This is a genomic window from Rhodovulum sp. P5, assembly GCF_002079305.1.
Lineage (GTDB): Bacteria > Pseudomonadota > Alphaproteobacteria > Rhodobacterales > Rhodobacteraceae > Rhodovulum.
On record NZ_CP015039.1, the window covers coordinates 3,937,926 to 3,952,372 of the forward strand.

At 65.7% G+C, this 14,447-nt stretch carries 19 protein-coding genes; 7 read left to right on the plus strand and 12 right to left on the minus strand.

All coding sequences use genetic code 11. The features are described from left to right. Positions 1-72 precede the first annotated feature (72 nt). From coaD to RGUI_RS18710, 3 genes are all read left to right on the plus strand, one after another. Entirely contained in the window at positions 73-579 is a 507-nt protein-coding gene (gene coaD, locus RGUI_RS18700) for a pantetheine-phosphate adenylyltransferase (protein ID WP_081535643.1), read from the plus strand. Positions 580-746: 167 nt separating this feature from the next. Continuing rightward, positions 747-1,235 carry a hypothetical protein gene (locus RGUI_RS18705; RefSeq protein WP_081535645.1) on the plus strand — a complete coding sequence of 163 codons (489 nt, stop codon included), beginning with the start codon at positions 747-749 and terminating at the stop codon, positions 1,233-1,235. After that, positions 1,228-1,623, plus strand: a complete 396-nt coding sequence (locus RGUI_RS18710) for a cell division protein ZapA (protein WP_081535647.1) — start codon at positions 1,228-1,230, stop codon at positions 1,621-1,623. The genes RGUI_RS18705 and RGUI_RS18710 overlap by 8 nt, the downstream gene beginning before the upstream one ends. 72 nt (positions 1,624-1,695) lie before the next feature. Here the strand turns inward: RGUI_RS18710 and RGUI_RS18715 are convergent, their stop codons facing one another. Genes RGUI_RS18715 through RGUI_RS18725 form a run of 3 tightly spaced genes read right to left on the minus strand, consistent with a single transcriptional unit; the run spans position 1,696 to position 2,810 of the window. After that, the gene (locus tag RGUI_RS18715) at positions 1,696-2,190 is read right to left on the minus strand and encodes a hypothetical protein (RefSeq protein WP_081535649.1); all 495 of its coding nucleotides are present in this window, start codon (positions 2,188-2,190) and stop codon (positions 1,696-1,698) included. A 9-nt stretch (positions 2,191-2,199) separates the two neighbouring features. After that, positions 2,200-2,562, minus strand: a complete 363-nt coding sequence (gene grxD, locus RGUI_RS18720; RefSeq protein WP_081536176.1) for a Grx4 family monothiol glutaredoxin — start codon at positions 2,560-2,562, stop codon at positions 2,200-2,202. Positions 2,563-2,567: 5 nt separating this feature from the next. Continuing rightward, positions 2,568-2,810, minus strand: a complete 243-nt coding sequence (locus RGUI_RS18725; protein ID WP_081535651.1) for a BolA/IbaG family iron-sulfur metabolism protein — start codon at positions 2,808-2,810, stop codon at positions 2,568-2,570. A 239-nt stretch (positions 2,811-3,049) separates the two neighbouring features. On the opposite strand from RGUI_RS18725, the gene RGUI_RS18730 reads away from it, so the two are divergent. Further along, on the plus strand, positions 3,050-4,219 hold the full coding sequence (locus RGUI_RS18730) for a pyridoxal phosphate-dependent aminotransferase (RefSeq protein ID WP_081535653.1): 1,170 nt from the start codon (positions 3,050-3,052) through the stop codon (positions 4,217-4,219). A 17-nt stretch (positions 4,220-4,236) separates the two neighbouring features. Next, positions 4,237-5,184, plus strand: coding sequence for a 2-hydroxyacid dehydrogenase (locus RGUI_RS18735; protein ID WP_081535665.1), 948 nt, complete (start codon positions 4,237-4,239; stop codon positions 5,182-5,184). Between the two features lie 65 nt (positions 5,185-5,249). Here the strand turns inward: RGUI_RS18735 and denD are convergent, their stop codons facing one another. The 5 genes from denD to RGUI_RS18760 are packed head-to-tail and all read right to left on the minus strand — an operon-like array spanning position 5,250 to position 10,285. Next, positions 5,250-6,215, minus strand: coding sequence for a D-erythronate dehydrogenase (denD, locus tag RGUI_RS18740; RefSeq protein ID WP_081535667.1), 966 nt, complete (start codon positions 6,213-6,215; stop codon positions 5,250-5,252). Next, complete coding sequence (locus RGUI_RS18745) at positions 6,212-7,135, minus strand: sugar kinase (RefSeq protein WP_081535669.1); 924 nt, start codon at positions 7,133-7,135, stop codon at positions 6,212-6,214. The genes denD and RGUI_RS18745 overlap by 4 nt, the downstream gene beginning before the upstream one ends. Positions 7,136-7,144: 9 nt before the next feature. Beyond that, positions 7,145-8,296, minus strand: a complete 1,152-nt coding sequence (locus tag RGUI_RS18750) for a fumarylacetoacetate hydrolase family protein (protein ID WP_081535671.1) — start codon at positions 8,294-8,296, stop codon at positions 7,145-7,147. Between the two features lie 10 nt (positions 8,297-8,306). Next, positions 8,307-9,689, minus strand: coding sequence for an FAD-binding oxidoreductase (locus RGUI_RS18755; RefSeq protein ID WP_081535673.1), 1,383 nt, complete (start codon positions 9,687-9,689; stop codon positions 8,307-8,309). After that, entirely contained in the window at positions 9,686-10,285 is a 600-nt protein-coding gene (locus RGUI_RS18760) for a LysE family translocator (RefSeq protein WP_081535675.1), read from the minus strand. Before RGUI_RS18760 ends, RGUI_RS18755 begins: the two co-directional genes overlap by 4 nt. Before the next feature lie 156 nt (positions 10,286-10,441). Here RGUI_RS18760 and RGUI_RS18765 point away from each other — a divergent pair, with 156 nt between their 5' ends. Then, entirely contained in the window at positions 10,442-11,203 is a 762-nt protein-coding gene (locus tag RGUI_RS18765) for an SDR family oxidoreductase (protein WP_081535677.1), read from the plus strand. Positions 11,204-11,214: 11 nt separating this feature from the next. Next, on the plus strand, positions 11,215-12,138 hold the full coding sequence (locus tag RGUI_RS18770; protein WP_081535679.1) for an NAD(P)-dependent oxidoreductase: 924 nt from the start codon (positions 11,215-11,217) through the stop codon (positions 12,136-12,138). Positions 12,139-12,161: 23 nt separating this feature from the next. On the opposite strand, the gene RGUI_RS18775 is transcribed toward RGUI_RS18770, so the two are convergent. The 4 genes from RGUI_RS18775 to RGUI_RS18790 are packed head-to-tail and all read right to left on the minus strand — an operon-like array spanning position 12,162 to position 14,372. Next, positions 12,162-12,860: an RraA family protein gene (locus tag RGUI_RS18775; RefSeq protein ID WP_081535681.1), complete on the minus strand. Its 699-nt coding sequence runs from the start codon at positions 12,858-12,860 to the stop codon at positions 12,162-12,164. A 17-nt stretch (positions 12,861-12,877) separates the two neighbouring features. After that, positions 12,878-13,207, minus strand: coding sequence for an AzlD domain-containing protein (locus tag RGUI_RS18780; RefSeq protein WP_081535683.1), 330 nt, complete (start codon positions 13,205-13,207; stop codon positions 12,878-12,880). Further along, complete coding sequence (locus tag RGUI_RS18785) at positions 13,204-13,911, minus strand: AzlC family ABC transporter permease (protein WP_081535685.1); 708 nt, start codon at positions 13,909-13,911, stop codon at positions 13,204-13,206. Before RGUI_RS18785 ends, RGUI_RS18780 begins: the two co-directional genes overlap by 4 nt. Then, positions 13,908-14,372 carry a hypothetical protein gene (locus RGUI_RS18790; protein WP_081535687.1) on the minus strand — a complete coding sequence of 155 codons (465 nt, stop codon included), beginning with the start codon at positions 14,370-14,372 and terminating at the stop codon, positions 13,908-13,910. Before RGUI_RS18790 ends, RGUI_RS18785 begins: the two co-directional genes overlap by 4 nt. Positions 14,373-14,447: the final 75 nt, after the last annotated feature.

Below are 14,447 nucleotides of genomic sequence, written 5' to 3' on the forward strand. Positions count from 1 at the left end.
TCCCGGGATGCTGCACTTGCAAAATCCTTCCGGATATTGTTGCGTCGGTGAGAGCGAATTCAGGAGGCTCCCATGCGCATCGGACTTTATCCGGGGACTTTCGACCCCGTGACGCTGGGCCATATCGACATCATCACGCGGGCCTGCGCGCTCGTTGACCGGCTGGTCATCGGGGTGGCGATCAACCGTGACAAGGGGCCGCTCTTTTCGCTCGAAGAACGGGTCGACATGATCGAGAACGAATGCGCGGTCCTCAGCGAGAAGACCGGCACAGAAATCGTTGTGCATGCGTTCGAAAACCTGCTGATCGACTGTGCCAACGATGTGGGCGCCACGATGATCGTGCGCGGCCTGCGCGCCGTGGCCGATTTCGAATATGAATTCCAGATGGTTGGCATGAACCGGGCCCTTGATGCGTCGGTCGAGACGGTGTTCCTGATGGCCGATGCGCGTCGACAGGCGATTGCATCCAAGCTGGTCAAGGAAATTGCGCGGCTTGGCGGGGACGTTCATTCGTTCGTCACGCCCGCGGTGCGGGAACGCCTGCTGGCGAAATATCCCCGCTCAGCCGCGACCTGAATCGCCAAACCGTTTGCGCAGAGGGTCAGCCGCGCCCCGTAAGCCCTTGACGGCAAACAGGGGCGCAATCAGCTTCGCCATCGGCTAAGATCGGGCAAAGGTCCGCGGCCCCCGATTCGACCGGGTCTGACCGCAGGCCCAAAGGACGACGCCGGAAAAGAGGCAGAATGAGCGATATAGACGAACTGGAGCGCCGGCTTTCCTCTGCGCTGGAACGCATCGGCCAGGGGCTTGGCGGGCTTGAAAAGGCCGACCCGTCGCGTGCCGATACGGCCGAGGTCGAAGGTCTGCGCGAGGCGCTGGAAACCGAGCGGGCCTCCAACGCGCAACTGAACGACCGGGTCAAGGCGATCTCGGAGCGGCAGGAAACGCAGGTGGCCCGGCTGGAACAGCGGGCCGGCGAAATGGCCGCCCGGATCGAGGAACTGGAAACCGAGATCGAACGTTTGCGCGCCGTCAATGCCCGCCTGCGGGAAACCAGCACGGCACTGCGAACGGCGAATGCCCAGGGCCTGGGAGATTCCTCGGCTATCAATGCGGCGATGGAGGCGGAGCTCGACGCGCTCAAGCAGTTGCGCGAAAGCGACCGGGCGGAGTTGAGCGCCATCCTTGCCGATCTCATTCCGCTGGCCGAGGGGGGTGCCGGTCATGCCTAACCTGACCATCACCATCGGGGGACGCCCGTTCGAGGTCGCCTGCCAGGAGGGCGAGGAAAGCTATCTGGAGGCAGCGGCCAAGGCGCTGGACAACGAGGCGTCGACCCTTGTCACCCAGGCCGGTCGTCTGCCCGAGGGACGCATGCTGCTGATGGCGGGGCTGATGCTGGCCGACCGCTGCGCGGGGTTGGAGGAACGGTTGCGCGCGGCGGAATCGAAACTGGCCGAAGTGAACTCGCAACTGTCGACCATGGAAACCGCCCCGCCGCCCGAACCCGAACGGGTCGAGGTGCCGGTCATTCCGGCCAGTGTGACCGACGCGCTGGCAGAACTGGCCGCCCGGGCCGAGGCACTGGCAGAGTCCGTGGAAGAGAAGGTCGCCGGCTGACGGCAGGAACGGCGCTGGGCCGGAAGGGGCCCGGCGCGGTCATGGGGGTGTCGGGTGGCTCAAGGCGGCCCCCTAGCGCAGCCCCAGCACCATCCTGACCTCGTCAAGGGAGCGTTTCAGGCGCACCATCACCCCTTCCGGTTCCGGGAAGGGGAAATAGAACAGGCGGCCATTGTCGATGTCTTCCACCATGCCGCCGACCGCATAGGCCAGCGGGAAAAGCACACTGCGCGCCACGCCTGCGCCGGGAAAGAACCGGCCATCCCGCGGGTCATGGAATTCCAGCCGCGCGGTCGCATGGGCCAGCCTTTTAGCGAGCTTCTCTGGGGCATCGGCGGGCAGGCGAGACACCAGATCCGCGCCCTCTCCGGAAACCTCCAGCCCACGCGACAGGATCACATGCGCCCGCACAGGGGCCCGCAGATCGATCTCCGGACCCCAGCGACCATTCCGTTTACGCTCCTGCATGTCCAGCGTACAGCCGAGCGGACCGCGCAGATAGCGTGCGATGCGATCGACGCCTGTCGCGTGCCCGGCCGGGCCATACCACAGCCGCGCCCTCAGCATCGGTGCACCTCAGGCGTTGGCGGCGCGGATCTTGTCGGCGGCATCCTTGGAGTAGGACACGCCCTTGTCGTCGAACAGCTTGTCCAGTTCGCCCGACAGCGTCATCTCTGTGACGATGTCACAGCCGCCGACGAATTCGCCCTTCACGTAAAGCTGGGGGATCGTCGGCCAGTCGGAAAAGTCCTTGATGCCCTGCCGGATCTCGTCATCGGTCAGCACGTTGATGTCGGCGAATTGAACACCCATGAAATTAAGCACGCCGGCCACGCGGCTTGAGAACCCGCATTGCGGCGCGTCTTTCGTGCCTTTCATGAAAAGCACCACGTCGTTGGTGTCGATGGTGTCCTTGATCTGGTTCTGGGCGTCGGCCATGTCGGTCACTCCGGGGCTTTGGTGGTGAGGGCAAGCGCATGGAGCGCCCCGTTCGAGCCCTCCATCTGGTCTTTCAGCGCGGCATAGACGGCCCGCTGCTGCTGGACACGGTTCATGCCCTTGAAGCTTTCGTCGATCACCTCGGCGGCATAGTGGTTTCCGTCGCCGGCGATGTCGGTGATGGTGATCTGCGCTTGCGGAAACTGCGCGCGGATCAGGGATTCGAGTTCTTCGGGCGCGATGGCCATGGGCGGGCGTCCTTATCCAACGGTCAGCACAGATGTAGAAGCCCGCAGGCGCGGCTGCAAGCGGTGATGGTACGTGGCGCCGGCCCACAGCTTGGAAATGTTCAAAACTGCGGCGAAAGCGTCGCCGAGCCGGGACGAGCCCCCGGTTCTATCGCGGCCCTTTATCTCTGCGGCCAGATTGGTATACCAAATCAGGGGGCTGCGGCGAACCTGCGCCGCTTCACGGGGAGGGGAACGCGATGTCAGATCTGAAATTTGCCGAAAGCCTGTCACGGCTTGGCACCGAATCCGCCTTTGTGGTGCTGGCGCGTGCCCAGCAACTAGCGCAGGCGGGGCGCGATATCATCAACCTTGGCATCGGCCAGCCTGATTTCAAAACGCCCGGCCATATCGTCGAGGCGGGGATCAAGGCCCTGCAGGATGGCCAGCACGGCTATACCCCGGCCAATGGCATCTTGCCGTTGCGGGAGGCTGTCGCGGCCGATCTGAACCGCCGCCACGGGGTGGAGGTGAACCCCGATCATGTCGTCGTGGTGCCCGGCGGCAAGCCCACGATGTTCTTCGCCGTGCTGATGTTCGGCGAACCGGGGGCGGAAATCATGTATCCCAATCCCGGCTTCCCGATCTACGAATCCGTCATCAAGTATTCCGGCGCGACCCCGGTGCCCATCGCGCTGGAGGAGAAGAACGGTTTCGCCTTCGACGCCGAGACGGTTCTGGCCCAGATCACCGACCAAACCCGGCTGATCATCATCAATAGCCCGGCCAACCCGACAGGCGGCGTGACGCCCAAGGAGGAGATCGACAAGCTGGTCGCGGGGCTTGACCGTCACCCGCATGTGGCGCTGATGTCCGACGAGATCTATTCCAACATGCTTTATGGCGGGCGGGCCCATGTCAGCCTGCTGCAATATCCCGAGATCCGCGACCGGCTGATCATGCTGGACGGCTGGTCCAAGACCTATGCCATGACCGGCTGGCGGCTGGGCTATGCGGTCTGGCCGGAGGCCTGCGTCGATCATGTCACGCGGCTGTGCATCAACGACCATTCCTGCGTGAACGCCGCCACCCAATATGCCGGGATCGCGGCATTGGAAGGGCCGCAGGACGCCGTGCGCGACATGGTGGCAGAGTTCGACAAGCGGCGCGAGGTGATCGTGCGGGAGTTGAACGCGCTGCCCGGGTTCCGTTGTGCCGATGCGGCCGGGGCCTTCTATGCCTTCCCGAATATCGAGGGCACGGGGATGTCCTCGAAACAGGCGCAGGATCGTTTTCTGGATGAGGCCGGTGTGGCCACCGTCGCCGGCACATCCTTCGGCGCCTGGGGGGAGGGGTATCTGCGCTTCTCCTACGCCAATTCGACCGAGAACACTCTGGAGGCGCTATCGCGCATCCGCCAACTGCTGTGACCCTGGGGGGACCTGACATGACCGACGCGACCCTGCTGCTGTGCGGTGCCGGCTTCAACGATGAAGAACGCGCCCGCCTTTCGAACGCCTTCCCCTCGGTCCATGTCGATGGGCCGGACCTGATGGAGGGGCTGGACGACGCCACGCGGGCCGGGATCCGCGCCATCGCCTTCAAAGGGCACAAACCGCTGGGCGGGGCGCAGATGGATCTGTTCCCGGAACTCGGGATCATTGCCAATTTCGGCGTGGGCTATGACGCCATCGACGTGGCCGCCGCAACTGCGCGGGGCGTGCGCGTGACCAACACCCCCGATGTGCTGAACGACGACGTTGCCGATCTGGCCGTTGCACTGATCCTGGCGCAAGCCCGCCGCATGGTGGTGGGGGCCGATCGGGTGGCCTCTGGCCGCTGGGCGCGGGAGGGCGAGATGCCGCTTAACCGCAAGGTTTCAGGTGCCAAGGCCGGGATCGTGGGCCTTGGCCGCATTGGGCGCGAAATCGCCAACCGTCTGACGGCCTTCAAGATGGACATCCACTACCACTCCCGGTCCGAGAAGGAGACGCCCGGCTGGACCTATCACGCCGACCCGGTCTCGCTGGCTGGGGCCGTCGATTTCCTGATCGTCGCGCTGGTTGGTGGGGAGGAGACCCGGAACTATGTCGGACGCGAGGTGCTGCAGGCGCTGGGGCCGACCGGGGTTGTCGTGAATATCTCTCGCGGGACGACAATCGACGAGGCGGCCCTTCTGGATGCGCTGGAGGCCGGGACCATCGGCGGCGCCGCGCTGGATGTCTTCCTGAACGAACCCAACATCGACCCGCGGTTCCTCGCGCTGGATAACGTCGTGCTGCAACCCCATCAGGGCTCCGGCACCGTTGAAACCCGCCGCGCGATGGCGGAGTTGCAGTTGGCCAATATCAAGGCGTTCGTGGAGGGCACGGCGCTTCCGACCCCGGTGAACTGACATCGGTCGAACGATGCCGCGCCCCTGACCTGATCCGGGGCGCGGGGTGAGTTCGGTTTCGTGCCTCAGGACCCCGGTCGGTCATCCTCGATGTAATACCGGATATTGTCCTCGAAACTCTCGTCTGCGCTCAGCCCCAGTGCCAGCGCCTTGTCGGCGTGGATGTCGAAGCGCCATCCCGACACGATGCGCTTGATCTCGGGCTGATCCTCCCACCGGATCAGGCCCGCCGGTTCTGGCCCGGCGACCGCCGTCATCGCGTCGATCATCTGCCCGATGGTCCATGTCCGCCCCGGCATCGTCATGCAGCGGTTCTGGCCGAGGGCTTCGCCGTCCAGTTCTGCCGCCTTGATCAGGTTCTCCACGCATTTCCGTGGCGACAGGTAGTAATGTGGAAACTCCCGGTCGACGGGGCAAACGGCCTCTGCGCCGTTCAGGGGCTCGCGGAAGATCGACGACATGAAACTGGATGCCGCCCGGTTGGGCTTGCCCGGCCGAACGGAAATCGTGGGCAGGCGCAGCCCCCGCCCGTCCACCAGACCCCGGCGGGAATAGTCGTTCAGCAGCAATTCCCCCACCGCCTTTTGCGTGCCGTAGGACGTCTGGGGGTTGAGGTAGCTGGCATCGGTGATCGGATCGGGAACCTCGCCCCCGAAAACCGCGATGGAAGAGGTAAAGACCAGAACCGGTTTCGTGCCCAACTCCCGGCAGCGTTGCAGCACGTTGAAGGCGCCCATCATGTTGATGTTCAGCCCGGCGTCGAGGTCTTCCTCTGCATGGGCCGAGACGATCGCGGCCAGCAGATAGATCACGTCGGTTTCGGCGTCGATCACCTCGGCGACCGAGGCCGGATCGGCGATGTCGCAACGAACCGTGTCCAACGGCACCGTGGAGTCGAACGGGGCGGGGTTGTTGATATCGGCCAGGACCAGTTTTTCGATGGCTGTTCCGCGCAGCGTGCCGCGTTCCGCCAGCGCGCGCGCCAGTTTCTGGCCGACGAAACCGCCGCCGCCGATGATCAGGACCTTCATGTTTCCCCTCCCTTTTCGAATATGTCCGGGGCGAGCGCCCCGCGCCGCCGGATCACTTCGCCCGCAAGCGCGGCCGCTTTCCCGGTCGCCGTCACCATGTCGTCCCCGGTCGCCCGCGCGGCCAGAAAACCCGCGGCGAAGCTGTCGCCGGCTGCGGTGCTGTCCACGACCTGCCCGACGGGCGGCGGCGCGACTGTGGCGAAGCCTTCGTCGCGCGACCACAGGTGGCAGGCGGCGGCGCCGTTCTTAACGACAACCGTTGTGGCGCCCGTATCGCGATAGCGCGCGATGGCCGCGTCGGGCGTTGTCTCTCCGAAGGCGATCTCTTCCTCGTCGAAGGAGGGCAGCACCGTATCGGCCACCGCCGCGCCTTGCATCAGGCCCGCCCGCATGTCGTCAGCGCCCGCCCAAAGCCGCGGCCGCAGATTGGTGTCAAAGGCCACATGGGCCCCGGCCGCACGGGCGCGGGCCAGCGCCGCGCACAGGGTTTCCCGTGCCGCGGGCGACAGGATCGCCAGTGTGATGCCAGAGAAATGGATCACCTCCCGCCCGGCAAAGGCGGTGTCCAGCCAAGCCGGGTCATCGGCCATTGCGCGCGCCGCCGACTGCCCCCGCCAATAGGAAAAGCTCCGCTCCCCATCCTTCAGGCTGATCATGTAAAGCCCGACGGTGCGGCCGCCGATCCGCCGGATCGCAGTCGTGTCGATGCCCTGTCCCGCGATGAAGGCGACCATGTCGGCTGAAACCGCGTCGTCCCCCACCGCCGTTGCATATCCCACCGACCAGTCGGGCGGCAGCAGGCGCCGCGCATACCATGCGCAGTTGAACGTATCGCCGGCAAAGCCCATCCGGAACAGCCCGCCCTCGGCCGGGGCCATTTCCACCATGCATTCGCCGATGGCGAGGAAGGATTTGGCCATCGCGCGCGCCTACAGCAGGTTGCGCCCGGCAAGGTTGCGCATCAGCGCCCCGGTGCCAAAGCTCCATTCCGGGGCCTCGGTCGACAGGCGCACGATATTGCGCAACTCGCCCAGGCCTTCTTCGCGGATCGTCACCACGTCGCCCATCTTGTGGGTAAAGCCCTGTCCGGGGGTGTCGCGGTCCTGCACCGGGGCGAAGAGCGTGCCGAGAAACAGGAAGAAGCCGTCGGGATACTGGTGATGGCGCCCGATGGTCTGGCGCAGGATGTCCATTGGCCGGCGGCTGATCTTCGTCATCGAGGAATGGCCGATCAGGGCAAATCCGTCCTCGCCCTGCACGGTCAGCGACAGTTCCGCGGCCTCGACATTGGCCATTGTATACCGGTCGTCGAACAGCCGGACGAACGGCCCGATGGCGCAAGAGGCGTTGTTGTCCTTCGCCTTGCCCAACAGCAGGGCCGACCGTCCCTCCACATCGCGCAGGTTCACGTCGTTGCCCAAGGTCGCGCCCACCGCGCGCCCCCGGCTGTTGACCGCCAGCACGATCTCGGGCTCGGGGTTGTTCCATGTGGAAATCGGGTGCAGCCCCACCGCCGCGCCCCAACCGACCGAGGCCATCGGCTGGCACTTGGTAAAGACCTCCGCATAGGGGCCGATGCCGACCTCCAGATAGGGGGACCAAAGACCTTCGGCCTGCAGCACGCGCTTGACCTCCAGCGCCTTGTCCGATCCCGGTTCGATCCCCGACAGGCTATCGCCGATGACCGCCTGCACCTTCTTGCGGATCGCCTCTGCCCGGTCGGGGTCGCCCGCGGCCTGTTCCTCGATCACCCGCTCCACCATCGACTCCGCGAAGGTCACGCCAGAGGCCTTCACCGCCTGCAGATCGAGGGGCGCCAGAAGATGCAGGTCGTCCTCCCCGGCGGTTTCGACCGATGCGGCGGTCAGGTCGGCCAGTGTGCAGATCGTCTCCCCCTTCATGTCGGGCAGATGCAGGGGCAGTTCCTCATGCTCCAGCAGGTCGCGCATCGTGGGCGTGCCGGGGCTGGTGATGTCCACGACCTCGTCATCGCGCAGGGTAACGATGGCCGGGCCGATGCCGGGGCGCCAGACGCGGCCGACCAGCAGCGCATCGGGATCGGGGTTGGAGCGGGGCAGCATCAAAGCCTCCTTACGCGCTGGGCGGCGGCAGCATCTTGCCGGGGTTCAGGATGTCGTGGGGGTCGAACGCCGCCTTGATCGCGCGCATGTAGGTCAGCGCGGCCCCATGTTCGGCGTCCATGTATTTCATCTTGCCCAGCCCGATCCCGTGTTCGCCGCTGACCGTGCCGCCCAGTTCCAGCGCAAGCTCTGCCAGCGTGTGGGAAAACTCGCGCCCCCGGTCCATCTCGTCGGCATCCCCGGGATCGACGCTCAGCCCGCAGTGATAGTTGCCGTCACCCGCATGGCTGACAATGGTGCAGGTCAGGCCCAGACGCCGGGATTCCGCCTGAGAGCGCGTTACCGCCTCTGCCAGTTTGGAGATCGGCACGCAGACATCGGTGGTCATCAGCTTCTTGCCGGGAAAGAACGAGGTGCTGGCGTAATGCGCCTTGTGCCGCATGTCCCACAGCGCATTGCGATCCTCGGTCTTCGTCGCGGTCTGGAACCCTTCGGCGCCGAAATCGGCCGCGATCTCGCCGAAACTGGCCATCTGTTCGGCGACCCAGGCGGGCGAGCCGTGGAATTCAAGGAACAGATGCGGGGCCTCTGGCAGGCCGGCCTTTGAATAGATGTTGAACCCTTTCACCATCATCTCGTCCAGCATCTCGATCCGCGCCACGGGCAGGCCCGACTGTACGGTCAGGATCACGCAGTTCACCGCGTCCTCTACGCTCGCAAAGCGGCAGGTCGCGGCCGAGATCGCCTCGGGCACACCCTGAAGGCGCAGGGTCACTTCGGTCAGGATCCCCAGCGTCCCTTCGGAGCCCACCAGAAGATGGGTCAGGTCATAACCGGTGGAGGATTTTCGCGCCTTGCTGCCGGTGCGGATGATCGTGCCGTCGGCCATCACGGCCTCCAGCGCCAGAACGTTTTCGCGCATGGTGCCATAGCGAAAGGCGGTGGTGCCGCTGGCCCGCGTCGCCGCCATCCCGCCGATGGAGGCATCGGCCCCGGGATCGACCGGGAAGAACAGGCCGGTGGCGCGCAATTCCTCGTTCAGGGTCTTGCGGGTGATGCCCGGCTGCACCACTACGTTCAGATCCTCGGCATTGACCGTCAGCACCCGGTTCATCCGCGCCATGTCAAGGCTGATCCCGCCCGCGGTTGCCAGGTGCTGCCCCTCCAGCGAACTGGCGGCCCCATAGGCCACGACAGGGCAGCGATGGGCATTGCAGGTCTTCAGGATGGCCGCGACCTCTTCGGTCGTCTCCGGATAGGCGACGGCATCGGGCGGGGAAAAGGGATAATAGGTCTCGTTACGGGCATGCAGGTCAAGTTCGGCTTGCGTGGTGACGAGCCTGTCGCCCAGCTGCGCGCGCAACTCGTCAAGGGCGGCGGTGTGATCGGTCATTCCGTGTTCAGTCCCGAAAGGATGGCCAGCGCCACGACGACAAGCATCGACGCGGCCATGAGATAATTGATCCGCCGGTGCCCGGCCTCGCTGATGTTCAGCCGGTGCAGGCTTGCCCCCGCCCACAGCCAGCCGAGGTGAATTGGAATCCAGATTGCGTTCATGATCACCAGCTTGGCTGCTGTCTCGAAGACAAGGTTTTCCGGCGCAAAGGCGAACCCCGCAAAAAGCGTGGTGTTCACGGCATAGGCCTTGGGGTTGATGATCTGCAAGAGCACACCGGCCATGACGCCGGGGGGTGTCTTCGCCTCGATAAACGCGATGCGGGACCCGGCAAAGGCGATGCGCGCGGCGAGATAGGTCAGATAGGCCACCGACGCGCCCATCAGCACCACGCGGATCACCGGCACCGACAGGACGATGGCCGCCACGCCCGAGATCACCGTCAGCCCGACAAGGTTGGAGCCGAGAAACAGCCCCAGCACATAGCGCAAACCGGGCCGGAACCCGTAGGCAGACCCCATGCCCGCCGCCGACAGCACACCCGGGCCGGGCGTGATGATCAGGAACAGGACGGCGGCGGCGAATGTCAGCATCGACGATCCGTCGCCGGCAGCGCGGTGTGTGGGCTCACGTCTGGGCCTCCCGGGGGGCGCGGTCTTGCATCGCCGCTTTAATGGTATACCATTTCGATGAATGCGGGTTTGCGGGGCTTTGTCAACCGCTGTGCAAGGCCCGCAGGGGGAGGAGACATGCAGCTTTTCGATCTGAGCGGCCGGACGGCCCTTGTGACGGGCGCGTCCATGGGCATCGGCTTTGCGCTCGCCCGCGGACTTGCACAGGCCGGTGCGCGGGTGGTGTTGAACGCACGCAATGCCGAGCGCCTTGCCAACGCGGGCGAAACCCTGCGCGCCGAGGGGGCAGAGGTCGCGACACTGCCTTTCGACGTGACCGATGCAGGGGCTGTGCGCACGGCCATCGACGGGTATGAGGCCGACACCGGCCCCATCGACATCCTTGTCAACAATGCCGGCATGCAGCACCGCACGCCGCTGGAGGACTTCCCGGTCGACGCATTCGACCGCCTGATGCGGACCAATGTGAACTCCGCCTTCTATGTCGGGCAGGCCGTGGCGCGGCACATGATCGGGCGCGGCGCCGGGCGCATCGTCAATATCGCCAGCGTGCAGGCGGCGCTCGCCCGTCCGGGCATCGCGCCCTACACCGCGTCCAAGGGCGCCATCGCCAACCTGACCAAGGGCATGGCGACGGACTGGGCGCGGCATGGACTGACCTGCAATGCCATCGCGCCGGGCTATTTCGATACGCCCCTGAATGCCGCGCTGGTGGCCGATCCGGAGTTTTGCGCCTGGCTGGAGAAACGCACGCCCGCGGGCCGCTGGGGCCGGGTGGAGGAACTGGTGGGCGCCTGCGTGTTCCTCGCCTCCGACGCCGCCAGTTTCGTCAACGGGCACACGCTTTACGTCGACGGCGGCATCACCGCCAGTTTGTGAGGGAGGAACACATGGCCGACACACCTGTCATGGGTTTCATCGGCGTGGGCTATATGGGCCACGGCATGGCGAAGAACATCCTGCAGGGCGGCTATCCCCTGTGGATCAAGGGCAACCGCAACCGCGACCCGGTCGAAAGCCTGAAGGGCATGGGCGCGCAAGAGGCGGCCACCAACCGCGAGATGGCCGAAAAATGCGACATCATCCATCTGTGCCTGCCGAATTCCCCGGCGGTGGAGGCCGCGGTGCGGGGGCAGGACGGCATCCTAGCCGGGGCGCGTCCGGGCCTGATCGTGATCGACACGACCACCGCCGATCCGGCCTCCACCATGGCGCTGGCCGATCAGATGGCGGCCGAGGGCGTGACGCTGGTCGACGCACCGCTGGGCCGCACGCCGAAAGAGGCGGAGGCCGGCACGCTGGACGCGATGGTCGGGGCGGATGACGCCACCTTTGACAAGATCAAACCGGTGATTGACTGCTGGGCGGGCAACATCACCCATGTCGGCGGCGTGGGCGCAGGCCACAAGATGAAGCTGCTGATGAACATGATCGCGATGAGCTATGCCGCGGTCTATGCAGAGGCGACGGTGCTGGGCGCCAAGGTCGGCATATCGCCCCAGACCGTGCGCCAGGTGATCGGGTCAAGCCGGCTGTCGAACGGGTTTTTCGAGACCTTCATGCGCTATACCGTCGACCGCGACCCCGACGCGCACAAGTTCACCATCGCCAATGCCAGCAAGGATGTGCGCTACGCCAATGCGATGGCCGCCGATGCCGGTGTCCTCAGCCTCATGGCCTCTGCCGCGCGGCAGTATTATGCGCATGTAGAGGCGATCGGTGCCGGCGGCGATTTCGTGCCGATGCTGGGCGACCACATGGCCCGGCTGAACGGCATGGACATGGCGGAGGAGGTGAAGAAAGGGCAGGGCTGAGCGCTCTGCCCCGTGGCTTGGGTTTACTCAACCACGACCGCCTTGCCCTCCGCGATCATGCCGTCGAGGTCCAGCAGTTGATAGGCCCCGGCGGCGACTTTGGCCTCAAGGTCCGCCTCCATCTTGCGCACGGCATCCAGCTTGCCGGCGACCTCGTCGATCCGGGCGAAGGGCACGACCACCACGCCGTTGCGGTCGGCCACGATCAGGTCGCCGCTGGCCACGATCTGCCCGCCGATCACCGCGCTGCCGCCAACACGCCCCGGCCCCTTGGAATAGGGGGAGTTCGGGTTCAGCCCGGTGCACCATGCGGGCAGGCCGACCTCGACGATGCCTTCATAGTCGCGCATCGGTCCGTCGGTGACAAAGCCCGCGGCACCGGCATTCTTCATCATGCCCATGACCTGGTCGCCCGAGGCCGAACAGCCCTGATGCCCGTCGACCGCGGCGATCACGACATCGCCCGGTTGCACCATGTGCAGCGCGGCGAGCGTGGCCAGGATCTCTGCCGGGCCGTTATCGGCCACCAGCGCCGGGCCGACCGCGACACAGTCGATATCCACCCCGAAACCGATGGGCGTGATGGCGGTGTCGAGCGCCCCTTTCCCGTCCATCGCGTCGCAGACGAACCCGGTAGGCACGCCGCTGAAGGCGGCGATCTGCGCCTTGGTCGGACGGGGGAAGGATTTGTGCAGGGTCAGGATCGGCGGTTCTTCGATCATCTTGGCGTCCTTTCGGGTCAGAGGTGGGGAGTGAGATATTGAGCGAGGTACAGCGTGCCCATGCCCGCGATCAGCGCGCCGATGACGGTGCCCTTCAGCGCGGCAATCAGTGTGGCGAGCGCGGCGATCAGGCGGGCGGGGTCGGTCTCTCCCCCGGTGGCAGCGGGCCAAAGGACCATCGGCGTGACCAGCGCGGGCAAGACGCCAACGCCGACGTATTTCAGGTGGAGCAGCAACCAGTCGGGCAGCGGCCGTCCGCCCAGAAGCCCGAGGAAGGAAAACCGGATCAGGAAGGTGCCGAGGCCCAGACACACCGTCAGCGTCCAGAAGGCGGAGTCAGAGATCATCGCGCATGCCCCCGGCGGCGCAGCCAAAGCTCCACCTGCGCGCCCGCGATGATGGCGCTCAGCGCCGCCGCGATCAGGCCAAGTCCCGCGGGGAGCCCGGAAAACAGGATCGCCGCCAGTACCGACACCACCGCGGCCACCGTATGGGGCAGGCTGCGGATCAGCGGCCCGATCAGCGCGATGAAACACACCGGTGCCGCGAAATCGAGCGACATCTCTGCCGGGACCGCCCGCCCGATCACGGCGCCCGCAAAGGTGCAGGCATACCAGAACGGGCAGATCAGCATCATGACCCCGAAATAATAGGCGACCTTTTCGGGGCGGGTCATCTCTGGCCGTTCCTCATAGGTCTTCACCGCGACGGCAAAGGCCTGATCGACCATCAGGTAGGACATCAGCGCGCGCGTCCCCAACCGGGCATGGCCCAGATGCGGGACCAGCGCGGCGGAATACATCGCCATGCGCAGGTTCACCGCCAAACCGGCCAGCAACGCGATGAAGACCGGGGCGTGGTCCTTTAACAGCGCCAGTGCCGTGAACTGCGACGCGCCCGCGATCACGAGAACCGACATCGCCATGGTCTGCAGGATATCCAGCCCGGCATCGCGGGCCACCACCCCGAATAGCGTGGCGAACGGGATCACGACAAGGATGAAGGGCGCGCAGTCGCGATAGCCCAGCCAGAAGGCCGCGCGCGGCGTCACGGCAGTGTCCGCGCCCGCCAGACAAGGCGCATATAGGTCAGGCCCGCGGCCGTCGCCTCACACCGCATCTTCTGGAGGCCGATTTCCTGCGCCGGGGCGGGGCCAAGCTTGGCCAGGTCCTCCATCCGGTCGCATTGCAGCAGGTTGGCCAGCAGGTCGTACTTGACCTCTATCCCCGCAATCGCGGCAATCTGGTCGGGGGCAGAGGCGCGCAAGGTCTGCATGCCGTCGCTGATGGCTGCCGAGAACGCCTCCTTCGCATCGCTGAAGCACAGGCCGGCCACCGCAGGCGTATCGGCGGGCACCGCAAGACACTCGGCCAGGGCGGCGTCGATACAGTCGGTCGGCGGGCGTTTCTGCGCGCTGCTTTGTGCGACGCAGGCATCGACCCGGGAAATGTTCACCTCGGCATGGGCCGGTGCTGCAAGGCACAGCAGCACGGCCGCAAGGCGCATGGTCATGAGTGGTCCTCCCTGAACCTCGGGCATTTGCCTCTTGCTTTTGGTATACCAAATTTGAATTCTGTCACAAGAGGC